Source organism: Microvirga sp. RSM25, assembly GCF_044784385.1.
In the GTDB taxonomy this organism is placed as follows: domain Bacteria; phylum Pseudomonadota; class Alphaproteobacteria; order Rhizobiales; family Beijerinckiaceae; genus Microvirga; species Microvirga tunisiensis.
This window is the reverse complement of the sequence record NZ_CP173040.1, coordinates 91,090-115,413: the sequence shown is the minus strand read 5'-3', so window position 1 is coordinate 115,413 and position 24,324 is coordinate 91,090. Positions and strand designations below refer to the sequence as shown.

Sequence of the window (24,324 nt, the reverse complement as noted above, 5' to 3'; positions counted from 1 at the left end):
CACCTGGACCTGACCGTACTATCAGCCCTGGTAGGTGCAGGGGCAAGGTTGGAAGCTTAAATATGCTGCGGGGATATCAAGATTAGAGCGGCGCCGGATTGAACAGATTGCGGCGCTGTTGGTATCGAGATTGAGGCTATTTCACTATGACTGTTAGAATTTTAAAGTTCGGCGGCTCCTCCTTTCGCAATGCGGAGGACTATAATTTCATCGCCTCACATATTGTGAGGCGTCTGTCTTCAGATGCAGATCGAATTGTTGTCATAGTCAGTGCGATGTCCGGCATTACTGAATCTCTGAAGCAGCTAGCACTATCCGTGAATGAGCGATGTGGTCGTGCCGCCCTCGATGCTGTTCTCACATCCGGCGAAGTCGTTTCTGTTGGCCTACTTGAAGCCGCCTTGGAGCAGCATTCGGTTGCGGTATCGTCACTGTTTGGCTACTCTCTAGGTGTTTGGGTGTCCTCTGGATTCAACCGCGCATCTATCGAAGCCATTAACAGATCACCACTTCGCAATGCATTGGAGACTAGCCAAGTTGTAATAGTTGCCGGCGCTCAGGGCGTAGATAGGAGCGGGCGCATCTCAATGCTCGGCCGTAACAGCTCGGATTTAACCGCTGTGATAGCTGCTGATATCGTTGGGTCTGGCTCTTGTGAAATTTACTCGGACGTGTGCGGCATCTACACGGCGGACCCGCATCTGGTAAAGGGAGCCAGGTTGGTCCCTGAGATTTCTCACACATGCGTCAGCCGTATGGCGCGCCATGGAGCCAAAGTGCTTCACTATGGGGCGCTTGAGTACGCCTCTAGCCGCGGCATTGTGATTACCTGTAAATCGTTGCGCCCGCGGGAAGTGGTCGGAACGCATGTCGCCGCCACAGGAGATGTTGCCACAGTTGTCGTCGATCGGTCGGCGACGAGGTTGGACTTTGATGATCGTTTCGAATGGTTAGCAGCACTACGCGTGCTAGAGGAACTCGACATCACGTGGGTAGGTTCGGGTCAGGACGTGGGAGGTCCTATTTACTTGAGCCATGATGCGGACGTTGGTGTTGGCATCTTGACGGAGCGCCAGATCAAACTGTTACATATTGGCAAGCGAATTTTGGTGAGTGAAATAACAAGCGATGCTACCAGGATCAACGAATTCTACGATTTATCATCTGCTGTTTCTTGCGCGCAAAAGCTGCATGCAGATCTCTACCCTGAGGAGCGTCAGCTCGCGTCTGCAACGTATAACAAATAATCTTTGATGGATTCAACGGGTCAGCGCACCATGATCGATTTTTCGGTGTCTGAAAGGATCCATGATGGCGCGTACGGGGCGGCCGGGCTTATCGGCGGAGCAGAAAAGGGAACTCTGGGCCCGGTGGAGAGCTGGCGAGTCGCTGAGTGACATCGGCCGTGCTCTTGGCAAGCAGGCCGGATCAGTCTTTGGCGTCGTGCTCGCCAAGGGAGGCATTGCTCCGTGGCGATCCGACGGCCATCAGCGGGCTTGATCCATCATGCGGATCGCGGCAGCCAATATTGCTCGACAGCCTATCAGGCCAAGTTGAGGAAACACGGCATCCGGATCTCAATGTCCGGGACAGGGAACTGCTATGATAATTCGGTGGTCGAGACCTTCTTCAAAACCTTGAACTCCGAATTGGTCTGGCGCACCGTTTTCCAGACCCGAGCCGAGGCCAAGGCGGCAATTGGTCGTTCCATCGCCGGCTTCTACAACCCTGTCCGGCGTCACTCGACACTGGACTATGTCAGTCCGGTTCAGTTCGAAAGGCTGGCCGGATAGCTACCAAACCGCTCTCCACTTATTGATCCGGCTTGGGAGATCTTGAACTACGCGGCATATCGGAATGGCCGATGTCCGAAGTAGCTCCGGATCCGCTCGGGCAGCTTTGTCAGCCGCCGCATGTGGCTGATGACGGTGCATTTGAGTTCGTGCTTGCTGCGGGCGGGCGGCTTGCGGGTCACGGCTTGCTTCAGGTCGGCGTTCAGACCCTCGTCCGGATTCAGCTCAGGGCTGTAGGGAGGCAAGTGGAAGACCTCGATCTGCTCCGTGCGCTCGGCCAACCAGCCCCACACCGCCCGGGCTCGATGGACGGGCAGGTTGTCCCAGATCAGGAACACCTTGCCGTGTGCATCCCGGATGAGTCGCCCGAGAAAGCGGATCAGGCTCGGGGCCTTCAGCGCACCATCAAGCACCATCCAGCGCAGCTCGCCCTTGTTGGTCACAGCCGAGATCAGGCCCAGCCCCGCTCGCCTGTGACAGGGGCGCACCACGGGCGTCCGGCCGCGTGGGGCGAAGCTGCGGCCACGCACATCATCGGAGCGCAAACCGGTCTCGTCCCCCCAGAAGATCGTGCCCTTCTCAGCTCTGGCTTGCGCCACGATGGCCGGGTAGTCCTGCCGCAGCCAGCGCCGTACGACCTTCGGCGACGGCTCGTAGGCCCGTCGGAGCGGCTTCTGAGCCGTGACGCCCCACCGCGCCAGATAGGTGCCGACGGTGCGCCCCGCCAGCCGGACCCCACAGGACTGCTCGATCAGCATCCGCACCGCTGCCCGGCTCCACAGGGCGAAGGGCAGACCGAGTTCATCGGGCGTGTGCTGGCTCATCAGAGCGCGGATCTGCGCTTCCTGCTCGGGCGCGAGAAACCGTCCCGTACCGGCGGCCGGGCCGCGCGGCCGGCTCGCCAATCCCGCCCGGCCCTGTTCGGCGACACGGCGGCAGATGTTGAACACGCCGGTCCGGGTCAGGCCGACCTGCACGGCAATGGCCTCGTAAGTCAGGCCACTCTCGCGCAGTCCGATCACCTGCCGCCGACGCTCTTCTTGCGCTGCTGCGGGCAGCTTGCGCATGTCCACATGCTTCATCCCGCCGACCTGGGTCGACGGGCTGCGAATTTCAAGATCATCCAAGCCGGATCAATAAGTGAAGCAAATCCAGCCGCAACATGCTCCCGAGCCGCAGCCAAATGCTTCCTGATCTGCTCCTCTTGCTTGAACGAGCTTGGTCCGGCCTGCGCGGTGATCTTCGTGCCGTCGTGCATGACGGTCTTCAGGGTCATCAGCCCCTCCGCACTCAAGATCCCGAGAGCCTGCGTGAAGACCTCGTCCAACGCGTCATGGTGGGCCAAGCGAAAGTCGGACAGGGTGTAATGATTAATCGCGAGGAGCCCCGTCAGCCAGTGAAAGCCGGGATCGTGCTCGCAGCGTCGCTCGCCCTCGCGCGCCGAGCCGATGCCGCGGCTGTAGGCGTCGATCCATAAGCTCACCAAAAGCTGAGGATCGTAGGCGGGGCGTCCAGCTCCACCTTCAAGCGAACCGATCCGGTCTACAAAGGCTGACAGATCAAGCCGGGTTGCCAAGTCCCAGATTGCCCGAACCGGATGGTCTTCATCCACTAATCGCTCGGCGTCGAGCATGGTCCAACACAACTGCCGGCGATCAGCGCACACCAGCCGAACGCGCTTCCGTCGCGATGGATCTGAGCAGGATGCTTGAGCCGTCTCACTTGAGGCCTGCGGATCTACAGGGTCCATCGCCTGATCTCCCTGGGAAAGCTCCGGCTATTGTAGCACGTCGGGGCTCCCAGAGGATTTTCTCACAGGTCGTGAATCGTCGCGTGATCGACCGAGATGCCGCGCTCGGTGATCATCTCTTCCAGATCTCGCCGGCTGAGATTGTAGCTCCGGTGCCAACCTTCTGCCGGCTCGGCGACGTGGGAAAGTACGGTCTTCACGGTGGCAACAGCATTGTCGATAACTATGATCACGGGACAATTTCTCCTCAGTCCGTGACGCGTTCGCGGATAACCACGCATGTACCATACCAAATGAATAAAGTCATTCCGAACCAATATGATAGCTCTCATACTGCTATGTCGCATGTCTGACAGTGTCGAACATCGAACAATGCGGAGCCCGGTTGCATGACGCGTGAAGCCCGCTCCCCCGCGGAGCAATCTTGTTCGCCATCGCTGCAAAAACGTCAGGCCCCGATACTTGCTGTTGGGTTTGTCCAATCCGCGCCACGGGAATATTCAGGCCGGCGTCCTGTCACACTCTCACTTAGGTCACTGAAGAATATTCCAACAATTTTCTCTCTGAGGCTCTTGTGCGGAATTGGCACGATTTTTGAAGCTCTCCGTCGCGAGGCGACAGGAGTTGCCAATCGATATGACATCGCTCGATTGAACAAAGGAAGTAAGGCAACATGTCAGATCTGCGTCAGATCCGCACTGATAGAGCTTTAGCGGGGCCGGCCTGCCGACGAGGGCGCGCAGAGCCGCAGTCTCTTACAGAGACAGCTTTGTGCACCAGTGGTGACAGCATCCGGTGCAAATGGCTGCTGAGGAGTGACTATGGAACGCCCGCGGATGAAGTTTTCTTTGGTTCCGTCGACGCATTTCCCGAAGGATCCAGGGAGGCGTTTGCGGTCGAGTTCGGCCGATTTCTCGACCAGACTGATGGTGTTGCTTACTCCGAACACTTGTTCGACCTGTTGTCCGCTTTTGCCTTGAATTTTAATTGCCCGTGGGTCGCCTATGGTTCTCTTACACCCGACCAAAAGTTTGTGAAGCCGGTCCGACGCGGTCCGGCGGTCATGCTGAATTATCCTGATGAATGGCAGGAGCGCTGTTTCGAAATGGGGTATGACAGGATAGACCCCATCGCCAAGACGTGTCGAAAGCGGGCAGATGCCTTTCAATGGAGTGAGGTTTACAATGACGCAAGCACGACCGAAAACGAACGGCGCGTTTTCGACGAGGCTGCGACGTTCGGCTTAAGGTCGGGCATCACTGTTCCATTGCACGGCCCCAATGGCAGCTTTGCGATCATGAGCTTTGCTCAACCCTGGGACCGCGGATTCCAAAGCAGAACAATCACATACTTGCAACTTGCCGCAGTACATTTCCATCTGAGGGTCGCGAAGTTCGCAAATTCGAGTGGCATCGAGGAAGCTCCTAACCTTTCTCTAAGAGAAAAAGAGTGCATTCTGTGGACAGCAAGAGGGAAATCGTCGTGGGAGGTAGGAATTATTCTTGGAATATCCGCAAATACGGTCAATTTCCATATAAAAAAGGTAATGCGAAAATTGGATGCTGCCAGCAGAACGGTCGCTGCTATAAAAGCAGTAAACTTCGGAATTATCGAAGTGTAAAAGGCGGCATCCAAGAAACGTCGTGCCCTAGTGGCGCGAGTTTGAAGTTGATTTGTAGTTTGGCGGTGGCGGGATCAGTCTGAGAGCCTCTCTGCTAACTGTCTGGATGCGAGACCTCCTTGGCATGAGCGACGACCTGGAGCGCTTGGGGCAAAGCGTCTGAATCAGGCGGCTTGAAGCGGCGGTTGGCGAGTTTAGGCTCGGCCTCCAAGCGCCGTTGTACGACCTGCTCGGGGGATCGCCCCTTCAACACGCGCTGGCGTCTCCTGTTGTAGGCTTGGTTGAAGCCTTTGAGCAGCGTCTCGAGATCCCGATGGCTATCGATCGTGATGCCCAGCACCTCGCGCTGCACGCGCCCGTTGAAGCGTTCCACGAGACCATTCGTCTGAGGCGTGTAGGGCTTGGTCGTGCGGTGCTCCACCTTCAGCTGGTGGCAGGCGTGTTCAAAGCCATCAGCCGTGAAGCAGGATCCTCTGTCCGTCAGGATGTGCGTGACCTTGAAGGGGAAAGTGCGGATCGCCTCTTTCAGGAAGGCGACTGCGCTCGTGGTCAGCTCGTCGTCCTTGACCGCCAGATGCACCCAGCGCGAGCAGCGGTCGATGGCCACATAGAGGAAGCGCTTGCGGCTCTCCCCATTGGCGGTTCTCAGCTTGGGCAAGTGCTTGATGTCGATATGGACGAAGCCAAGATCGTAATCCTTGAACGTGCCGCTCTTGCGCTGGCGCTGCTGCGCCGGCGGCAGGCGGCCGAGCCCCTCGGCCTTGAGGATGCGGTAGACCGCATCGCGGTTGAGATGCGGCAGGAAGTGCGTGACGATGAAGGTCAGATCATCGAGCGGAAAGCCAGTCGAGCGGCGCAGAGCGCAGACAATGGCCCGCTCCTCGTCCGTGGCTTTCCAGGGCAGCTTGTGCGGCCGGCTGCTGTGGTCCTGGCAGTCCTCAGCGCCGCGCTTGCGCCATTTGCGGATGGTCTCGGTGCTCACGCTGAAGCGCTGGGCCAGCACACCCGTGGGCTCGTGTGAGCGGGCAATCTCGCTCCGAATGGCCGGGGTGGTGCGGGCTTGCGGGTGGATGGACAGCATCACTCCCTCCCTCGGTGCGGCGAGGAGCGGACAGCCCGCTCGAAGCGCCAGGCATAGTTCTCAATCGCCCAACGCACTCGGTCCCAACGACGTTCCGCCACCAAACAGCTAAGGCCTGTTAGCGCTTGAACTCATTGCGTCTGAGGGCGTTTCGCTCGTCCTGATCTGAGGAGGAGCCATGCTGACGGACGCACAATGGGCGATGCTGGAGCCTTTGGTGGAACAGTGCCGTCCCAAGGGCAAGACACCGCCGCAGGATCTGCGGCGGACCGTTGAGGCCATTCTCTGGCGGCATGAGAATAGTGCCAAATGGCGGGCCGTCCCCGCTGAGTTGGGGCCGTGGTGGCGCGCGGCTCAGACGGTGAGTTCAATCGATCAGCGCAACAGCTTCGGCCAGCATAGCGCCAGGGGTTCTAAAGCCAAGGGTTTTCCTCGGCCGGGTATTGAGGCTGAGGGCAATCGCGTCGAGATCATTCTGGCTATAGACGGACAGGTCCGATCCCTTGGCGAGATACTGGCGTAACAAGCCATTGGTGTTCTCGTTACTCCCGCGTTGCCAGGGGCTTTGCGGATCACAGAAGTAGACGTCCACATCCGTCGCGACGCTAAACCGCCTGTGGTGGGCCAGTTCCATGCCGCGGTCCCAGGTCAGCGACGACATCAATCCCTGGGGAAGTTGCTGCACCTGGCGAACAAGAGCCTCCACCACGCTGGTGCTGTCTTTGCCTTCGACATGGACCAGCATGACAAACCGGGATTGGCGTTCAACCAGGGTGGCAATATGCGGTTCTTGCCGCCCGCGAGCGGATCGCCTTCCCAATGCCCCGGCACAGCCCGATCCTCGATCTCGGGAGGGCGATCTCTGATGGAGATAGCATCAATAATCTGGCCCCTCGGCTGGCCAGCCGTGCTGGCTGTCTTGCCGCGCCGCATGACCCGTCGGCTCCGCAGATGGCAGGCCAGCTCCTTTTGCAGAACGCCGCGGGCTTGGATGAACAGGCTCTTGTAGATCGTCTCGTGGGATACGCGCATCGTTCTGACATCGTGATATTCAGCCTTGAGCTACCCTGAGATCTGCTCAGGAGACCATTGGTTCTGGAGCTTCTCGCTACCAACTCCTGAAGAGACTTGTTGATTGCCAGAAGGCAAGCCTTCGGACGCAAACTGTGTTGCCAAGCACGTTCATCGGCTCGCGTGGCACGATATCTCCTTCGGCCCCCATTGCGACGGACTTCCCGGCTGATGGTCGACGGCGACCGCCCAAGCCGGTCCACGATCTGGTGGAATGACCACCCGGCTGCGAGGCCCCACGATATCTCCTCGCGTTCTTCAGACGTAAGCGAAAGCCGAGAGCGTGTCCTCGGCGATGGAGCAATGCCTCCCTTGGCGAGCACGACGCCAAAGACTGATCCGGCCTGCTTGCCAAGAGCACGGCCGATGTCACTCAGCGACTCGCCAGCTCTCCACCGGGCCCAGAGTTCCCTTTTCTGCTCCGCCGATAAGCCCGGCCGCCCCGTACGCGCCATCATGGATCCTTTCAGACACCGAAAAATCGATCATGGTGCGCTGATCCGTTGAATCCATCGTGGCCCGCTTCAGAATCTCCCGCTCCTGGCGCAGGATCTCGTTCTCGCGCCGCAGCCGCTTCAGCTCGGTTACCATGTCCTCCTGGCGCTCCGCGGGCGGAGCGTCGATCTCGCGCTCGCGGCGGCGGTCGATCCAGTGGCGCAGGGTCGACAGGTCGATCCCGAGATCCTCGGCGATCGCGCGTCGACTGCGGCCGCTGGTCAGAGCAAGCCGAACCGCCTCATCCTGAAACTCTTTGGTAAAACGTGTGTGGGGCATGGAGATCCTCCTGCTTCATGAGAGGCTCTCCGTCTTTTCGATACTGCTGGCGAACGGGCGCGGATTTTCCATCCGCCTGTGGCGGGAGAAACAGGGCGCCCTATGATCGGCTGCGGAGGGGAGCGGCCGATGTGAATGTGGTGGTCCCAACCCCGATGGCGAACATGGTCCACGGGCTGCTGCGCCCTTGAGAGTGGTGACGCCCAGGCGATCCCGGTTAGGAATGTGATGATTTCGCGCAGCCCCGCCCTCCGTTGATGCCACCCAGGAGGAGCCTGCCATGCCGCGCAAGTCGCCGTCCCGCCTGCAGCGGGAACTTGCCCCGATCCACCCCCATGCGGCCGCTGTCGACATCGGCGCCACGATGCACGTGGCGGCCGTTTCGCCCCGCTGCGATCCCGAGCCGGTGCGCACCTTCGGCACCTTCACGGGTGACCTGCAGCGCCTCGCCGACTGGTTAGAGCAGTGCAAGGTCACCACGGTGGCCCTGGAGTCGACTGGGGTCTCCTGGATCCCGCTCTATGAGATCCTCACCCAGCGCGGCTTCGCGGTGGTGGTGGTCAATGCCCGCGAGGTCAAGCAGGTGCCGGGCCGCAAGACGGACGTGTGCGACGCCCAGTGGCTGCAGCGCCTGCATGAGTACGGGCTCCTGCGGGCCAGCTTCCAGCCGCAAGGCGAGATCGCCACCCTGCGCGCTTATCTGCGCCAGCGCGAGCGCCTCCTGGAAGCTGCCGCCGCCCACATCCAGCCCATGCAGAAGGCGCTGACCCAGATGAACCTGCAGTTCCAGCACGCCGTGGCCGACATCACCGGCCAGACGGGGCTGCGCATCATCCGGGCCCTTGTCGCCGGCGAGCGCGATCCCGACCGCCTGGCCACCTTACGCGACGGACGCTGCAAGACCCCGCTCGCGACTTTGCGCGCCGCGCTGGTCGGCAACGACCGGGAGGAGCCCGTCTTCGCCCTGGCCCAGGCGCTGGAGTTGTATGAGGTCTACCAGACCAAGGTGGCCGCCTGCGACGAGCGCATCGCGGCCGTGCTGGAGCGCCTGCAAGCCCAGAGCCCGCCGCCGGCGGTGCCGCTGCCGCCGCCCCGTCGCGCGCAGCCGCAGGCCAATGAGCCGGCCGTACCGGTGCGCGCGGCCCTGCATGCGATCCTCGGGGTCGACCTGACCCAGATCGATGGGATTGGACCCGACCTGGCGCTCAAGCTGGTCAGCGCGTGCGGCTCGGATCTCGCGGCCTGGCCGAGCGCCCAGCACTTCACCTCCTGGCTCGGCCTCGCGCCGCACAACAAGATCTCCGGGGGCAAGGTGCTGTCGAGCCGCACGCGCCGCTCCGGCAGCCGGGTCGCGGCGCGGTTGCGGCTGGCCGCGGGCGCGGTTGGGCGCACCCAGACGGCGCTGGGGGCTTTCTACCGGCGGCTCGCCGCGCGGGTGGGCAAGGCCAAGGCGATTACCGCGACGGCGCGCAAGATCGCGGTGCTGGTCTACAACACGCTGAGCCACGGCATGGCCTACGCCGATCCCGGGGCGTCCTACTACGAGGAACGCTACCGGCAGCGGGTGCTGAGCAATCTTCGCCGCCGCGCCAGGTCGCTCGGCTATGTCCTGGAGAAGGCAGGGCCCGCCTCAGCCGCAGTGGTTGTTTCTTAGGAATTCATGATTCGGTGGAGCGGTTGAGGCGCGGTCAGCGTTCAGGCTGTAGGGGCTTGGGTCCAGACCTGGAGGGTTCCATGTCGCTCCGCCCGACTTTGAGTGGTGATGTTCCCGCTTCGACCGCAAGCGTCGCCCGTGCCGCGTTCCCGCATGGCAGCCCCTATTTGCGCTTGCGCGACCACCTTGGGACGATCTTCACTGACGCCCAGTTCGCACCTCTCTTCGCCCATCGCGGACAACCGGCGAACGCCCGTGGCGGCTGGCGCTGGTGACCCTGCTCCAGTTTGCCGAGAACCTGTCCGACCGGCGGGCGGCCGATGCTGTCCGCAGCCGCATCGACTGGAAGTATCTGCTGGGCTTGGAGCTGACCGACCCTGGCTTCGATGCTTCTGTCCTGAGCGAGTTCCGCAGCCGTCTTGTGGCAGGCGGCGCGGAAGAACACCTGCTCGACACCCTCCTGGCGCTGTGCCGGGAGCAAAAGCTGCTGAGTGCCCGTGGCCGACAGCGCACCGACTCGACGCACGTGCTCGGAGCGGTCCGCTCCCTGAACCGTCTCGAATGCGTGAGCGAGACGCTGCGGGCTGCCCTAAATGCCTTGGCGTCCGCAGCCCCCGAGTGGCTGCGCGTCCATGCCGATCCGGTCTGGCTGGAGCGCTATGGCAAACGGGCGAGCGATTATGACGTGCCGCAGGGCGAGGCGAAGCGGCACGCCCATGCCGAGCAGATCGGGCGCGATGGTCATCAGTTGCTCGCGGCGATCACAGCCCCTGATGCACCAGCATGGTTGCGGCAGATCCCGGCTGTTGAGTTGCTGCGGCAGGTCTGGGTGAAGAATTTCTGTCTCACCGGCGACGCTCAGACTGGGGAACCCGGGGCTGGCGCATTCTCTGAGACCACTCCCCTGGTGCGGTGGCGAACCGAGCATGAGGGATTTCCACCCTCCCTGCTGATGGCCGCGTCACCCTACGATCCAGAGGTCCATGATGCCAAGAAGGGGACGACGACCTGGATTGGCTACAAGGTTCATCTCACCGAGGCTTGCGATGAGGGCGGCCCGCACCTGATCACACACGTGGAAACCACGCCGGCGCCGGTCGTCGATCGCGACGCCCTCGACACCATCCATGATGGGCTCAAGGCCAAGGGTCTGCTGCCCGACACTCACCTCGTCGATGCTGGTTATGTCGCGGCCGATCAACTCGTCGCCAGTCGCCGGAACTATGGCGTCACGCTCCTGGGACCGGCTCCCCAGAATTATCAGTGGCAGACCCGATCCGGTGAGGCCTTCACCTTGCAGGACTTCCTCCTCGATTGGGATCGGCAAGTCGCGATCTGTCCGGCCGGGCACGAGAGCAGGAGCTGGCTTCCGGATTACTGGCAGGGACGGACTGCCTTCAAGGTGCGCTTCCCGACGACCCACTGTCGCCCCTGTCCGTTGAAGGCACAGTGTACCCGGAGCGACCGGCGGCTTCTCACGCTGCGCCCTCAGGAGGAACACGAGACACTGGAGGCGGCTCGCGAGCGCGAGGTGCAGCCCGCCTTCGCACGAGAGTACCAGCAGCGCGCCGGCATCGAGGGAACGATCTCGGCCGGCGTGCGCGCCCTACACCTGCGGCGCTCCCGCTACATCGGTCTCGCCAAGACGCATCTCCAGCACGTGCTGACGGCAGCCGCCATGAACCTCATCCGACTCGGGGCTTGGTTTGCGGGCACGCCGCTCGCACGAACGCGGCAATCCGCATCCACCAAGCTCATGATGGCTCCCATCCCAGCGTGATGAATTCCTAAGAAACAACCACTGCGGCTGAGGCGGGCCCTGCCTTCTCCAGGACATAGCCGAGCGACCTGGCGCGGCGGCGAAGATTGCTCAGCACCCGCTGCCGGTAGCGTTCCTCGTAGTAGAGGGCCGCGCGCACCGGCACGGCCGGCTCATTGGCCTGCGGCTGCGCGCGACGGGGCAGCGGCAGCGCCGCCGCCGGCGGCGGGTTCTGGGCTTGCAGGCGCTCCAGCACGGCCGCGATGCGCTCGTCGCAGGCGGCCACCTTGGTCTGGTAGACCTCATACAACTCCAGCGCCTGGGCCAGGGCGAAGACGGGCTCCTCCCGGTCGTTGCCGACCAGCGCGGCGCGCAAAGTCGCGAGCGGGGTCTTGCAGCGTCCGTCGCGCAAGGTGGCCAGGCGGTCGGGATCGCGCTCGCCGGCGACAAGGGCCCGGATGATGCGCAGCCCCGTCTGGCCGGTGATGTCGGCCACGGCGTGCTGGAGCTGCAGGTTCATCTGGGTCAGCGCCTTCTGCATGGGCTGGATGTGGGCGGCGGCAGCTTCCAGGAGGCGCTCGCGCTGGCGCAGATAAGCGCGCAGGGTGGCGATCTCGCCTTGCGGCTGGAAGCTGGCCCGCAGGAGCCCGTACTCATGCAGGCGCTGCAGCCACTGGGCGTCGCACACGTCCGTCTTGCGGCCCGGCACCTGCTTGACCTCGCGGGCATTGACCACCACCACCGCGAAGCCGCGCTGGGTGAGGATCTCATAGAGCGGGATCCAGGAGACCCCAGTCGACTCCAGGGCCACCGTGGTGACCTTGCACTGCTCTAACCAGTCGGCGAGGCGCTGCAGGTCACCCGTGAAGGTGCCGAAGGTGCGCACCGGCTCGGGATCGCAGCGGGGCGAAACGGCCGCCACGTGCATCGTGGCGCCGATGTCGACAGCGGCCGCATGGGGGTGGATCGGGGCAAGTTCCCGCTGCAGGCGGGACGGCGACTTGCGCGGCATGGCAGGCTCCTCCTGGGTGGCATCAACGGAGGGCGGGGCTGCGCGAAATCATCACATTCCTAACCGGGATCGCCTGGGCGTCACCACTCTCAAGGGCGCAGCAGCCCGTGGACCATGTTCGCCATCGGGGTTGGGACCACCACATTCACATCGGCCGCTCCCCTCCGCAGCCGATCATAGGGCGCCCTGTTTCTCCCGCCACAGGCGGATGGAAAATCCGCGCCCGTTCGCCAGCAGTATCCTGTTTGAAGCAAGCCCAGGATGATATCGTGGCCGACTGGCTGCTCGATCTGTGGCATCTCGCCCCGACGCCGGCAGCCGCGGCTCGCCTTCGCTCAGCTTCGGTGTCGCGTAAGCTCACAGAGCATCGCATTCGACGCCTCACGGCCGGTGAGGTCCTTGCTATTCTCCGCCAGCCAGCGATCACAGTTGCGCCGGGTACCGCAGAGGCGGCTGTTGCTCATCTGTGGACGCCCCGTCCGACGCAAGCGATTTTTAGAGGCTATAGACACGTAGTCGGATGCTGCCATCTGTCCGGCCTCTAAGTGCAGCATGAACGCTGCGGGCCTGTATGGGAGTTCGCGGGCCGGATCCAAATCACATCCGCGCGCTCGAAGCGCTCTGAGTTTGCCTGGTTCTTCCAGCCCCGTCTCGCCGACTGTTGTGCCATACCCTCCTTCGCCCGCCTACGCCGTCGACAGCCTCGCGCTCGCAGCCAGCTTTACGCCGCTGCGACCGGAGCTCGATAAACTTCGCCCTTCGCCAGTAGGGCCCAAACCACGCGAGCGATTTTGTTCGCCAGCGCGACCGTGACCAGCATGCGCGGCTTGCGCGCCAACATCTGGGCCAGCCACGAGCCGGCGGGCGCTCCGCGCTTGCACGCCTGATGCACCACGGCGCTGCTACCGATGATCAGCAGCCGCCTCAGAGTTCGTTCGCCCATCTTCGAGATCGCCCCGAGCCTCTGCTTGCCGCCGGTCGACTTCTGCAAGGGCGTGAGCCCCAGCCAGGCGGCAAAGTCCCGGCCTTTGCGGAATGTTTCCGGAGGCGGGGCCAGCGCCGTGATCGCGGTGGCCGTGAGGGGGCCGATCCCGGGAATGGTCATCAGCCGGCGGGCGACCGGATCCTCGCGCGAGCGCCGGGCAATCTCGGCATCCAGACCGGCGATCTGCGTGTCCACCACCTTCAGGCTGTCGATCAGCACCTTGAACACCGCCCGTGCGCTCTCCGGCAGCTGCGAGGCAGGGTCCTCGATCCATGCGATCAGCCGCGCCACGTGCGCCGGACCCTTTGGCACGATCCATCCATATTCCGTCAGGTGACCGCGCAGAGCATTGATCAGCTGGGTCCGCTGCTGCACCAGAAGATCACGCGCCCGGAAGACAACGGTCCTGGCCTGCTGCTCCTCATCCTTCACGGCCACGTACCGCATATTGGGCCGCTGAGCCGCCTCGCAGATCGCCTCCGCATCCGCCGCATCATTCTTATGCCGCTTGACGAACGGTTTGACATACGCCGGCGGGATCAGGCGGACCGTGTGACCCAGTTGGGTGATCTCGCGGGCCCAGTAATGAGCCCCGCCGCACGCCTCCAGGGCCACCAGGCACGGCGGCTGCGAGGCCATGAACGCGATCAGTTTCGCGCGGGTGATCTTCTTGCGAAAGACGACATGACCCGACGCATCCGCTCCATGCGCCTGGAAAACGTGCTTAGCGATGTCCAATCCGATTGTGCTCACCTGACCCACAGACGCCTCCTTCAACGGGTGTTCGACACCCACTCTGCCACAGCGAGGCCGTCGGGGGCGTCCACCCCATCACATCCGGATGCTGGCAGCCCGTGTCCGGCTGGTGAACGGTCAGCTCAAGGAGACCTCTCGCAAGCTCGACGAGCTGTGCGACCAGATCGCCAGCCCTGGTCAAGAAGACGGTCCGGACGCACAACCCGGTGATGCCGCTATCCTGCGGTCTCTTCCCGGGGTAGGCCGAATGGTGCTGGCGACGTTCCTGAGCGAGGCCTCGGATCCCCTCAGCCGACGAGATCACCAGGCCCTGCGCAACCTCTGCGGTGTGGCCCCTGTGACCCGCCGCAGCGGCAAACGCTGCATAGTGAGCATGCGCCGGGCCGCCCACGTGAGGCTTCGATTGGCACTGTACCACTGGTCGCGGGTTGCGATCCAACACGATGCGGCAAGCCGGAGCCGGTATGCTCAACTTCGCTAACGCGGTCATTCTCATCCACGTGCCCTGCGCAGTGTGGCCGACCGTCTCCTGAACGTGGCCTGCGCCATGCTGAGAGACGGTACGCTCTTCAACCCTGAGGCCGCCCGGAAGCTTCCTTCCAGCGCATAAGTCTAGGCCGACACAATCACTCAGAACCGGCTTGCTAAACAGTGGGGTGTCCCATCAGTACTTTTTTCAATGTCGTCGGGCGATCAATCGGTTTCCTGTTCTTCGTTCAGGAGGTTGCGCTTATTTTGTTCAATTGTCTCAAGGCGCAGTCGAACCATAGACCAAAGGCGCTGGCAAAGTGTCAGCGCGATCATTTCGACGATGGCATTGACACCCAATAGGGTACCCCAAGGCGACATCGCCTCAACCTCGGCGCGGAAAACATATGTGGCGAATTCGGCAGCTTCGGACATCCGTTGGTCTGTAAACACGATAACGGTACATCCGCGCTGGGAGGCTATACGGGCCGTTGCCAGTATATCAGCTTGGTAACGCCGGATGTCAAACACAGCCAAAATGTCCCGCTTGCCGATGTCTGCAATGCGGCCAGCACGTGCGTCAATCTCGACGGGCAAATCGAACACAAACCGTCTCATCTTACGGAGGTGGTAGGAGAGCTGAGCGGCAGCGCTCACCGTAAAGGCTCCCCCGAGAACGTAAACGTTCCGCCGTTCATCGGAAAAAAGTTCCGCAACGCGCTCGACTTGCTCGCGATTGAGTTCCACGAGAGTGGACCGCACTACATCCAGCAATTCATTGAGGTGTTCGCTGCCAGCACCCGTCACGCCGCTGCGCCGTATCGTCAGCGGGTTTTCGCGGTTTGCGTCCAGTTCATCAAGGAGCCCCCGGCGGAATTCCGGATATCCGCAGAATCCAAGTTTGGCAATAAAGCGAAGTACAGTGGGTGCGCTGACTTTTGCCTGTTTGGCGAATGCAGTGACGCTTCCGAGCCCAACGACGGGATAGCATGCAAGTAGCACGCGCGCAGCACGCTTTTCCGAACTGGTCATCGAACTCATAACCGCTGAGATGCGGTCGGCGATCTTGCATTGCGATTCTCCCATCGAATTTTACCTCTCGAATCCGCCCAACTTGCCGGATCGCATCGCTATTCTCACAGCACCCTCAAATGGTAAGAAATAACCAGAAAACTGCCTCGACAGCATTATTGTGAAGAATTCATAGCTGGTTCGGAGATGCGGAAGGCTCATGTGACGATGCGGCGATGATCACCTCTTCCTTGGCGCCACCTGCTCTGATGGAGGGAGGTGAGGGCCGCAGATTATTCCTCGCCAAGGGTCAGAAACGGTGTGATCGACCAACCGATTAAGTCGACGGCGCGCTGAAGTATCGCCTCGGTCTGAGCACGGCCAGATGACACGGCGATGACATATCCGATGCGGTCTCGGTCATCGCCTTTCCTGACGATCGGCGTCTTGGGTTCAACATCGAATTTCACCTCTACGACACCGGGTATAGCGGCCGCCCGACTGGCGCCATCGATCCAATCGAGGGTGCCATCGCGATCAGGAAGTAGGTTCCGCCAGGCCGCAATCTGCGAGCGCCTTCTACGCAAGTCGAATTTGACACCGACGACAAGCTTGATGTGCTCAGTGACGAGATCGACACCGTAAGCCAGCTGAACCAGTTGAGGACCGCCAGCAAGACGCGGATTAACTTCAATGACGACTGGGCCACGTTTCGTCCACCGGAGTTCAATGTTCGTGGGTCCCCAGCCAAGGTCGAGAGCTCGCAAACAGCTCAGCGAAATATCGGCAATACGCTCATGCTCGTCATCAGTCAGCAGGGCCGGAAAGGTAGACTCACGAAAGACGAAATGCGGTGGGCAGTCGAACTCAGCGGCCTCAATCCCAATGACGTCATGTCCCATTGTATGAGCAATATAATGAGGGCCTTGTGCGAATTCTTCGACCAGTATCCGCGGCGAACACCGCCATATGTGTGTCCCGCCCAACAGATAGGTCGTATGTTCAGCTACCTCATCGACATCGCGGCACAATCGGACACCGCTGCTGCCGCTACCCGCAACTGGCTTAAGAATCAGCGGCAGGCCGATCTCCGCGGCGCAGCTTTCTACGTCCGTCGCATTCGCTGCCACGCGATAAGACGGCATGGGAACGCCGGCCTCCGCGAGGAGCTGACGCTGAGCGAATTTGTCATAGCATTGTTCAATCGCTGCGGGGTCCGGTCCCGGTAGATCGAAGTGCTGGCACAGCTTGGCAACGGTCGCATAGACCGAGTCCAAGGAGCCCGTAATACCAGCAATGTCGTAGGTCGCACGCAGCCGGGAACATTCGTAGATCAGCGCATCGAGATCGTGGGTGTCGACCCGGACGGCCTCAATCCTTTCCGCCGCAAGACAGTCGTATTGAGCCGGCTCAGCCGACAGGATAACTGGATGAAGGCCAAGACGCTGGGCCGCTTGGATATATAGCAGACCATTACCCATTGGACTGCCTTCAACCAGGATGAGTACTCTAGTTGCCATTTGCGTTGGCCTTTCGTTGAATGCGATGCGGTAGTCTGGCCCTAGATCGGCATCTGCTTCTCATCCGGACCCGACCTCAGATTTTTCGGTCAGACTGCCATTAGATTGCCAGGCCTTTCCGCTGGATCGGCGGTTCGGGAAGGCGCGGTCCTCACTGTAGTGACGGCATTTTCGATGAGTTGGATCATGAGACGAGTTCTCCTCAGTCTGTGACGCGTTCGCAGCTCGGCGTGTATTGCCAAGCATGTACTGTGCCAAAGGAAAAGTCGTTTCTAAATAGTGTGATGGGCCTTATCTACTATGTCGCATGTCCGACATCGTCGGACATCGGACAACGCGACGTGCGGTTGGACGACGTGTGAGTTCCGCTTTCCCGCGGAGCATTCTTTCCGCCATTCCGAGACAAACGTCGGCCCGACACCCGCTGTCGGGTTTGTCGAGTCCGTGACACGGTGGTGCTCCGCCTCGCTTTCAGCATTCTCATTGAAGCTCCTGAACAAGAAGCAGAACATTCCCTCTTCGGTTCGATCCGCCAAATTGGCACGAGTATTGAAACTCTCTCGTCGCGGGGCGGCAGGAGCTGCCGACCGATATTCATGTCGTGGGTGACATCGCGATCGATGGACCGAAGGAAGGAGAGCAACATGTCAGGACAGCACCATCACTTTAAGCCGAGAAGCGCTCTTTCAGGCCCTCCCGGCCAGCCCTGAGCCATTGTAAGGACAGCGCCGGGGCTCCCGGCCGAGATGATCAACAAGGCACGTCGACCCGTTGAGTCGACAATGCCAGTAGGATACCCCATCAACTCAGAACCGAGGAGTAACAGCATGGCGCGCGTCACATTGGTTACCGCCGGCACCCGCGGCATCGGTGCCGCGATCTCAAAAGGCTTGCAAGACGCAGGCTACACGGTTGCCGCGAACTACGGCGGCAATGACGAAGCCACCAACGAGTTCCAAGCGGAGACCGGCATTCCGGTCTTCAAGTTCGATGTTTCCGATGCGACCTCCTGCGAAAGCGGCATCCAGGCGGTCGAAGCCGAACGCGGGCGTTGTGCTCGGCGAGCACGTCAGCGAAAGGATCGCAATTCTCCTGTCGAATCATCTCAAGTAGATCCGACCTAAGGTTTATCATCTTTCGCCAACGCTGAGCACCGGCCGGAACTGCTGCTGGCAATGCGCAAGCAAGATGTCCTGAACATGTTCGACTTTCGTCACTTCCGGGAGACCTAGCATCTCTCACGGTGATCGTCGCAAAGAGTGTCGGCCGCCAGTTGTGCTGATCACCGACAAGCAGTTGTTGCCAGTCGCACATCATAGCGGCGACCCCGTTTTCGTACCACCGGTCGAAATCGCATCTTTGGAGGAAAAGGATGATCACTGAGGAAATGGTTATTGCCTGCTGCACCGATCTTGCGGGCAAGGTTCGAGGCAAGGCGTTTCCTGCCACACAGTTTGAGACGCGTATGAAAAGAGGGATCGGCTGGACGCCGACCAACGTCCAAATCACCTGTTTCGATACCATTGCCGAAAGCCCGTTTGGTTCGCTCGGCGACCTAGTCCTCATTCCTGATCAAGCAGCGAGGGTGCGGGTAGCACTTGGTGACGATGCGCCAACAGAGCATTTCGTGCTCGGTGACATTTATCACACGGATGGTCGACCATGGGAATTCTGCACTCGCTCGATCCTCAAGGGCGCTCTCGACCGTCTTGATCGCGTTGCCGGCTTGACGCTGTTTGGCGCTTTCGAACACGAGTTCCAGTTTCGGGACGGCGCGCCTAGAATTGGAAGCGCGTACACTGCTAACGGTTTTCGTGCCGAGCGGCGTCTAGCTCAAACGCTAGTCGCAGCAATGCGCACGGCAGGTTTGGAGCCTGACACTTTCATGAAGGAGTTCGGCGCTGCTCAGTATGAAGTCACGATGGAGCCATCGCGTGGGATTGCCATAGCGGATCAGTCGACGATCGTATGCGAGCTGGTGCGTCTAGTTGCAAACGCCTCCGGGAAAGAGGTTACGTTCACACCAATTCGCGACCCGGCCGGCATAGGCAACGGGCTGCACATACACCTCAGTTTCCTTGATGGCGAGAAGCCGGCAACCTGGGATCCGAGTGGCAAACATGAGCTTGCCAAACCCGCTGGCCAATTCATCGCTGGCATTCTTAAGTATCTCGACGCGATCGTCGCGATTACCGCGCCGAGCGTCGTGTCCTATTTTCGGCTAACACCGCATCGCTGGAGCGCGGCCTTCAACAATCTCGGCTTCCGCGATCGCGAAGCTTCAATACGTATCTGCCCCGTTTCTGATTTAAGCGATGTCTCCAAAGCGGCTCAATTCAATTTCGAGTTCCGCGCAGCCGACGCTACCGCGAGCCCGCATTTGCAGCTTGCGGCTATCGTACACGCGGGGGTTCAGGGCATTGAAGAAGAGCTGCCAACACCCGATGTGACCACCGACGACCTCTCGCTCCTTAATCCATCAAGTTTGCTGGCGCGGGGCAGTGTCCGCCTGCCGAAGTCGCTGCCCGAAGCACTTGATTGCATGTTGGGGAGTCCGACAGTCATCGGATGGTTTCCTGCAGGGTTTGCTGACACGTACGCAAAGCACAAGAAGGGTGAGATGGCGTTCCTTGAGGGAAGGTCCCGAGAGGAGATCTGCGGCTTGTATGAGCAGGTTTACTGAACAATAGAAGGACCAACGTGGTGCTGTAACCCTATCTCTTCGGCGAGTATGTTTGGTAGCTGTGGGTGATGAGCAGCGCCGCCCCAACATACTAGTGATCTTCACGGAAGGCCTGCAACGGAGAGGCCTGCGTGGCGAAAGAAGCTGACGATCAACTCGGGTCAGCGCTGGAGGCGGACGAACTCGCGGCGGGCCAGCCGGTGCAGATCGGTGTGTTTCGGCATGCAATGTTGGGTCTGACGCAGTTTTGGTGCAGTTGAGGACTGAACTAATGCTGTTTTCCAGAGGCCACATCATGCACCGAAGCCTGCGCCCCTCAGCTCTGATCCCGCCTGGCCTGATCGTGGATCAGATCCACGCTGATCCACAGCAAGTAACCATCGCGGTCCATTCCGGTCACCGATCTGCCGCATGCCCATCGTGCGGCACACTCTCCTCGCGGGTGCATAGCCACTATCTCCGGCACGTGGCGGATCTGCCGCTGGCCGGTCGACCCGTCCAGTTCCTGATCTGGGCACGGCGTTTTCGCTGCGATGCTGTGCGGTGTGGGCGGCGGATCCTTACCGAACGCTTTGCTCCGGACGTGATCGCCCGCCATGTCCGGCCTACAACCCGGCTCGAGGGCATTGCCCACCATCTCGGCTTGGCTCTCGGCGGACGACCCGCCACGCGCCTGGCCCGGCGGCTGATGCTGCCTGTGAGCAAGGATACTCTTTTGCGCATTGTGCCCCGGCATGCCCACCTTCCGTCCGAGCCGCTGAGCATCATCGGGGCCGATGATTGGGCCTGGCGCCGCAATCACCGCTACGGCAGCATTATCTGCGATCTCGAACGGCGGCGAATCGCATCGCTCCTCCCGGATCGGGAGCAGGCCACCGCACAGACGTGGTTGGCCAGCCACCCGGAGATTTCGGTCGTCGCCCGCAACCGCGCGGAGGTCTAAGGCTAAGTAGGTCGCCAAAAGTTCTGCAACAGCTTTCTGAGCCAGAAGTGTTTGGATGCCATGCCAGCCTTGCGATGCGCCTGTTGCGGCGTCAGCATCAGAACCCAAGCCGCGGCGTCGGCGGCCAGAGCATCGATGGAGGCGGCCTGCCGGTTGGCGGCGATGAGCCGCTTGAGCTCGCGCCAAAGCTGATCCATCGGGCTCAGTTCGGGCGCCTGCCGCGGCAACCACACGAAGCGAATGCGCAGCCGGTCTGCCAGCGCTTGGGTCTGCGGGGCGGTGTGGGCACTCGCCCGGTCGCTCAGCAGCCAGAGCCAGCCGGGGCCGCGATAGCGGCGCCGCAGCGCGCGCAGAAACTCTTGAGCGTCGGCCTGACCGGCACGTTGGCGAATCAGCACCACCCGGCGCGCGCTTCCCAGGTCGATCGCCCCATATGTGGACGGCCCCCTGCTTGCAAGGGTGTTGAACAGAATTTTGGATCGGATCGTTTGCGGTCATATGTCCGGCCTGTTGTTGCGGTCGCACCTGACCGCGGCCAAGATGGCTTCCGCGACACGCGTTCCAAACAAACTGGCGGCCTGTCACTGCCGTGGGGCGATGCGGAGTTTCGCGTGTCTTGGATCGATCGATCACACCATCTGCTCGTGTTCTTGCAAGTCCGGCATCAGATCAGCACGGGAGAGTTGCGGGTTGTTCCCGTGTCCGACTGATCTCTATCCTGCGCACGCCACCTCGGTCGATGCTGCTTGCGCGCGATAGCATTCACCCGACACCATCAGCTTCCAGGCAATCCGGGCGATCTTGTTGGCCAGCGCCACCGCAACCAGCTTCGGCGGCTTGCGCTTGAGCAACGCGATCAGCCAGGGCGACGCCCTGCCGTGTCTCCGCCGCGCATGCCGGATGACAGCGGTGGCGCCGACCACGAGCACACTGCGCAAGGCCTCGTCCCCGGCGCGGGTGATCACGCCCAGCCGGACCTTGCCGGCGGTGGAGTGATCCTTGGGTGTCAGGCCAAGCCAGGCGGCGAAGTGGCGGGCCGATCGGAAGATCTCGGGGGCCGGCGCCTTCATCACCAGCATGGAGGCGCCGATCGGCCCGATGCCCGGGATCTTGGCCAGACGTCGGCTGCACTCATCGGCCCGATGCCAGGCCATCAGCTTGTCTTCGACCTCCTCCAACTGCGCCTGCAGCTGCGCGGTATTCCGTCTCGTGGATCACGAAGAGCTCCCGCGCTAAGGCTGGCAGCGTATCGTCCGCTTTGATCCGCTCCAGCAGCGGCTCGATCCGGCAGATCCCCTTGGCGGCCACTAGGCCGAACTCCGCCGCATAGCCGCGGATGGCATTGGCGAGTTGGGTGCGCTGGCGGATCAGCCGGTCGCGCAAGCCTATCAGCATCAGGGCGGCCTGCTGGTCTGCGCTCTTGACCGGCACGAAGCGCATGGTCGGCCGGCTCATCGCCTCGCAAATCGCCTCGGCATCAGCGGCATCGTTCTTGCCGCGCTTGAGGTAAGGTTTCACGTACTGGGGTGGGAGCATCCTCACCTGATGGCCCAGCGACTGCAGCTGGCGCGCCCAGTTGTGGGATCCACCACAGGCCTCAATGCCGATCACCGTCGGCGGCAGCTTCGTGAAGAAGGCGATAAGATCCTGGCGCCGCAGCTTCTTGCGTAGGACCGGCTCCTCGGCGGCATTTACCCCGTGCAGCTGAAAGATGTGTTTTTTGCGGTAGGGACGCCCGTTACCAGGCGCCCCCCGCTCAGATCCCGGCGAGCCCAATTAAGGCACCGGGCTCCTACCTTGGGTGTTTGACGGCGAAGCGCACGTCGGGCCATGGATGAAGGATGCGTGGCTTCGGGAGCCAGTGGTCTGCCACTTTTGTGGTCCGGTCCCATGTGAATCCGTCCTTCTGGCTACGCCGCCGAAGCGTGCGCCTCCAGAGTTCTTCCACATGGTGCCGAAACGCGGCTAATGCCCGCGCGTTTGTCGGCACCGCGAAGTAGGCGAAATGCCCATTCACGATCTGCTTGAGCCATTTCCCCTGTTCGGGTATGGGCCAGTGCAGCCGACGCCACAGCTCCTCCTTGATGGTCCTGAGCTTCGTCCGCATGCGATCGCCGCGGGTCTTCCGTTGAAGCTGGAAGCGCCCGCTGCGCGATTTGCCGCAAATGAACGTGAACCCGAGGAACATGAAGGTCTCCGGTTTTCCGAGCCCGCTCTTCCTGCGGTTGGCCGCAGCACGGCGGCCAAACTCAATCACACGGGTCTTGTCCGGATGGAGCGACAGCATGAACTCCTCAAGCCTCGCACGCATTGCATCAAGGAAACGTCGAGCGTCGTCCTCATGCTCAAAGCCAACGACCAGATCATCGGCATAGCGCACGATGATCATGTCGCCGGTAGCCTCGCGCTGTCGCCAGCGCTTGGCCCAGAGGTCGAGAACATAGTGGAGGTAGATGTTGCCGAGGAGCGGTGAGATCACCGAACCTTGACCCGTCCCCTTATCTTCCACAGTCACGACCCCGTCTTCGAGGATACCCGCCTTCAACCATTTCTGGATCAGACGGATGATGCGCTTGTCACCGATCCGATGCTCCAGGAAGCGAACCAGCCATTCCTGACTGACAGCCCCAAAGAAGTTTTGGATATCGGCGTCAATGATCCAGCTCACTTTCCGATGGTCGATCGCGACGCACAGCGCATCCAGCGCATCGTGCGGGCCCCGTCCGGGCCGAAACCCGTAGGAGAAACCGCAGAAGTCGCCCTCATAGATGGCGTTGAGCACCATGACAGTCGCTCCCTGGACGATTTTATCGTCCAGGGCTGCAATCGCCAACGGCCGCTGGCTGCCGTCTGCCTTCGGTATATACGTTCGGCGTGACGGCTGCGGGCGGTACGCTCCTCGACAGACCCGGTTATGCAGATCCTCGAGCCGGGGCTCAAGCTCTGCCTCGTAGTCCTGCCACCTCATGCCATCCATCCCGGCGGCGGCCTTGCGCCTGAGCGCGTAGAACGCCGTCCGGAGTGCGTCGACAGTGATATGGTGGAAGAGCGCAGTGAACCTGTCCTTCTTCCTCAGCCTTGCGGCTTTCCGTACGCGATCCAGCGACTGGGACATGCGATCCCGGCCCTGTGTCCGGTGCATGCGTTGCTGTCCCGCGTTCCCCTTGGTCCCCGGCCTTCGCTCCGCCCACTCCGCCACCGGTCGCCCGGCTTTGTTCGTCGGCTTCACGGCTACTATGCCGAGGTCAGACTTCTCTGGATCGTTCATCAGCGGCTACGGCTCCTCGCCTTCCCCCTGCGGACCATCCACCCTAAGGACGGGTTGGGTGGCCAATCCAGAGATCTCCCGGTTCCCGAACAAGGAGCTTCCGTGCATGCCAGGGTCTCAGACCACGCCGGGTCGGCTGAGCGCTCGCGTAACGCGCTCATCCGTGTTGCCTTCC

General features: G+C 61.4%; 16 protein-coding genes and 7 pseudogenes. 10 read left to right on the top strand and 13 right to left on the bottom strand.

Annotated features, from left to right (window positions below; all coding sequences use genetic code 11):
* The first annotated feature begins 146 nt into the window (after window positions 1-146).
* Together ACD578_RS26490 and ACD578_RS26485 are read left to right on the top strand one after the other, a co-directional pair.
* The gene (locus tag ACD578_RS26490; RefSeq protein ID WP_404294851.1) at window positions 147-1,247 is read left to right on the top strand and encodes a uridylate kinase; all 1,101 of its coding nucleotides are present in this window, start codon (window positions 147-149) and stop codon (window positions 1,245-1,247) included.
* A 219-nt stretch (window positions 1,248-1,466) separates the two neighbouring features.
* Window positions 1,467-1,793, top strand: a pseudogene (locus tag ACD578_RS26485) (integrase core domain-containing protein); the annotation flags it as partial.
* A gap of 47 nt (window positions 1,794-1,840) precedes the next feature.
* Here ACD578_RS26485 and ACD578_RS26480 read toward each other — a convergent pair.
* The 3 genes from ACD578_RS26480 to ACD578_RS26470 all read right to left on the bottom strand — a co-directional run bounded on the left by ACD578_RS26480 (window position 1,841) and on the right by ACD578_RS26470 (window position 3,776).
* Entirely contained in the window at window positions 1,841-2,875 is a 1,035-nt protein-coding gene (locus ACD578_RS26480; protein ID WP_404295611.1) for an IS630 family transposase, read from the bottom strand.
* Window positions 2,872-3,405 (bottom strand): transposase, encoded by a 534-nt coding sequence (locus ACD578_RS26475; protein WP_404294849.1) that lies wholly within the window; start codon window positions 3,403-3,405, stop codon window positions 2,872-2,874. The genes ACD578_RS26480 and ACD578_RS26475 overlap by 4 nt, the downstream gene beginning before the upstream one ends.
* 200 nt (window positions 3,406-3,605) lie before the next feature.
* Complete coding sequence (locus ACD578_RS26470) at window positions 3,606-3,776, bottom strand: hypothetical protein (protein ID WP_404295638.1); 171 nt, start codon at window positions 3,774-3,776, stop codon at window positions 3,606-3,608.
* Window positions 3,777-4,216: 440 nt separating this feature from the next.
* On the opposite strand from ACD578_RS26470, the gene ACD578_RS26465 reads away from it, so the two are divergent.
* A complete protein-coding gene (locus ACD578_RS26465; RefSeq protein WP_404294847.1) occupies window positions 4,217-5,164 on the top strand; it encodes a LuxR family transcriptional regulator in 948 nt (315 codons plus the stop codon).
* 94 nt (window positions 5,165-5,258) lie between these two features.
* Here the strand turns inward: ACD578_RS26465 and ACD578_RS26460 are convergent, their stop codons facing one another.
* Window positions 5,259-6,245 carry an IS481 family transposase gene (locus tag ACD578_RS26460; RefSeq protein WP_404294845.1) on the bottom strand — a complete coding sequence of 329 codons (987 nt, stop codon included), beginning with the start codon at window positions 6,243-6,245 and terminating at the stop codon, window positions 5,259-5,261.
* A 178-nt stretch (window positions 6,246-6,423) separates the two neighbouring features.
* Between ACD578_RS26460 and ACD578_RS26455 the strand changes: the two are divergent.
* Window positions 6,424-6,603, top strand: a pseudogene (locus tag ACD578_RS26455) (transposase); the annotation flags it as partial.
* 9 nt (window positions 6,604-6,612) lie between these two features.
* Here ACD578_RS26455 and ACD578_RS26450 read toward each other — a convergent pair.
* Together ACD578_RS26450 and ACD578_RS26445 are read right to left on the bottom strand one after the other, a co-directional pair.
* Window positions 6,613-7,771: pseudogene (locus tag ACD578_RS26450) on the bottom strand (IS30 family transposase).
* A gap of 58 nt (window positions 7,772-7,829) precedes the next feature.
* Window positions 7,830-8,090 (bottom strand): annotated as a pseudogene (locus ACD578_RS26445) (transposase); the annotation flags it as partial.
* Window positions 8,091-8,370: 280 nt separating this feature from the next.
* On the opposite strand from ACD578_RS26445, the gene ACD578_RS26440 reads away from it, so the two are divergent.
* The gene (locus tag ACD578_RS26440; protein WP_404294843.1) at window positions 8,371-9,744 is read left to right on the top strand and encodes an IS110 family transposase; all 1,374 of its coding nucleotides are present in this window, start codon (window positions 8,371-8,373) and stop codon (window positions 9,742-9,744) included.
* 80 nt (window positions 9,745-9,824) lie between these two features.
* Window positions 9,825-11,524, top strand: a pseudogene (locus ACD578_RS26435) (IS1182 family transposase).
* A gap of 7 nt (window positions 11,525-11,531) precedes the next feature.
* Here ACD578_RS26435 and ACD578_RS26430 read toward each other — a convergent pair.
* Window positions 11,532-12,515, bottom strand: a complete 984-nt coding sequence (locus tag ACD578_RS26430; RefSeq protein ID WP_404294841.1) for an IS110 family transposase — start codon at window positions 12,513-12,515, stop codon at window positions 11,532-11,534.
* A 721-nt stretch (window positions 12,516-13,236) separates the two neighbouring features.
* Complete coding sequence (locus ACD578_RS26425; protein WP_404294839.1) at window positions 13,237-14,262, bottom strand: IS110 family transposase; 1,026 nt, start codon at window positions 14,260-14,262, stop codon at window positions 13,237-13,239.
* Window positions 14,263-14,341: 79 nt separating this feature from the next.
* On the opposite strand from ACD578_RS26425, the gene ACD578_RS26420 reads away from it, so the two are divergent.
* On the top strand, window positions 14,342-14,737 hold the full coding sequence (locus ACD578_RS26420; RefSeq protein WP_404294837.1) for an IS110 family transposase: 396 nt from the start codon (window positions 14,342-14,344) through the stop codon (window positions 14,735-14,737).
* Window positions 14,738-14,949: 212 nt separating this feature from the next.
* Here the strand turns inward: ACD578_RS26420 and ACD578_RS26415 are convergent, their stop codons facing one another.
* Together ACD578_RS26415 and ACD578_RS26410 are read right to left on the bottom strand one after the other, a co-directional pair.
* Entirely contained in the window at window positions 14,950-15,810 is an 861-nt protein-coding gene (locus ACD578_RS26415) for a MurR/RpiR family transcriptional regulator (RefSeq protein ID WP_404294836.1), read from the bottom strand.
* A 218-nt stretch (window positions 15,811-16,028) separates the two neighbouring features.
* Window positions 16,029-17,255, bottom strand: coding sequence for an ATP-grasp domain-containing protein (locus ACD578_RS26410; protein WP_404294834.1), 1,227 nt, complete (start codon window positions 17,253-17,255; stop codon window positions 16,029-16,031).
* Between the two features lie 827 nt (window positions 17,256-18,082).
* Between ACD578_RS26410 and ACD578_RS26405 the strand changes: the two are divergent.
* The 3 genes and pseudogenes from ACD578_RS26405 to ACD578_RS26395 form a co-directional block, all read left to right on the top strand.
* Window positions 18,083-18,304 (top strand): annotated as a pseudogene (locus tag ACD578_RS26405) (SDR family NAD(P)-dependent oxidoreductase); the annotation flags it as partial.
* Window positions 18,305-18,627: 323 nt separating this feature from the next.
* On the top strand, window positions 18,628-19,938 hold the full coding sequence (locus ACD578_RS26400; RefSeq protein ID WP_404294832.1) for a glutamine synthetase: 1,311 nt from the start codon (window positions 18,628-18,630) through the stop codon (window positions 19,936-19,938).
* A 295-nt stretch (window positions 19,939-20,233) separates the two neighbouring features.
* Complete coding sequence (locus ACD578_RS26395) at window positions 20,234-20,881, top strand: transposase family protein (protein ID WP_404294830.1); 648 nt, start codon at window positions 20,234-20,236, stop codon at window positions 20,879-20,881.
* 2 nt (window positions 20,882-20,883) lie between these two features.
* Here the strand turns inward: ACD578_RS26395 and ACD578_RS26390 are convergent, their stop codons facing one another.
* The 3 genes and pseudogenes from ACD578_RS26390 to ltrA all read right to left on the bottom strand — a co-directional run bounded on the left by ACD578_RS26390 (window position 20,884) and on the right by ltrA (window position 24,149).
* Window positions 20,884-21,351 (bottom strand): transposase, encoded by a 468-nt coding sequence (locus ACD578_RS26390; protein WP_404295609.1) that lies wholly within the window; start codon window positions 21,349-21,351, stop codon window positions 20,884-20,886.
* 243 nt (window positions 21,352-21,594) lie between these two features.
* A pseudogene (locus ACD578_RS26385) lies at window positions 21,595-22,657 on the bottom strand (IS110 family transposase).
* 16 nt (window positions 22,658-22,673) lie between these two features.
* Window positions 22,674-24,149 (bottom strand): group II intron reverse transcriptase/maturase, encoded by a 1,476-nt coding sequence (gene ltrA / locus ACD578_RS26380; protein WP_404294828.1) that lies wholly within the window; start codon window positions 24,147-24,149, stop codon window positions 22,674-22,676.
* Window positions 24,150-24,324 lie beyond the last annotated feature (175 nt).

Coding starts and splice junctions, on each gene's coding strand:
- ACD578_RS26395 (WP_404294830.1), top strand. CDS start 20,234: ATGCACCGAAGCCTGCGCCCCTCAGCTCTGATCCCGCCTGGCCTGATC.
- ACD578_RS26420 (WP_404294837.1), top strand. CDS start 14,342: ATGCTGGCAGCCCGTGTCCGGCTGGTGAACGGTCAGCTCAAGGAGACC.
- ACD578_RS26400 (WP_404294832.1), top strand. CDS start 18,628: ATGATCACTGAGGAAATGGTTATTGCCTGCTGCACCGATCTTGCGGGC.
- ACD578_RS26415 (WP_404294836.1), bottom strand. CDS start 15,810: ATGGGAGAATCGCAATGCAAGATCGCCGACCGCATCTCAGCGGTTATG.
- ltrA (WP_404294828.1), bottom strand. CDS start 24,149: ATGAACGATCCAGAGAAGTCTGACCTCGGCATAGTAGCCGTGAAGCCG.
- ACD578_RS26490 (WP_404294851.1), top strand. CDS start 147: ATGACTGTTAGAATTTTAAAGTTCGGCGGCTCCTCCTTTCGCAATGCG.
- ACD578_RS26410 (WP_404294834.1), bottom strand. CDS start 17,255: ATGGCAACTAGAGTACTCATCCTGGTTGAAGGCAGTCCAATGGGTAAT.
- ACD578_RS26460 (WP_404294845.1), bottom strand. CDS start 6,245: ATGCTGTCCATCCACCCGCAAGCCCGCACCACCCCGGCCATTCGGAGC.
- ACD578_RS26465 (WP_404294847.1), top strand. CDS start 4,217: ATGTCAGATCTGCGTCAGATCCGCACTGATAGAGCTTTAGCGGGGCCG.
- ACD578_RS26480 (WP_404295611.1), bottom strand. CDS start 2,875: ATGAAGCATGTGGACATGCGCAAGCTGCCCGCAGCAGCGCAAGAAGAG.
- ACD578_RS26430 (WP_404294841.1), bottom strand. CDS start 12,515: ATGCCGCGCAAGTCGCCGTCCCGCCTGCAGCGGGAACTTGCCCCGATC.
- ACD578_RS26440 (WP_404294843.1), top strand. CDS start 8,371: ATGCCGCGCAAGTCGCCGTCCCGCCTGCAGCGGGAACTTGCCCCGATC.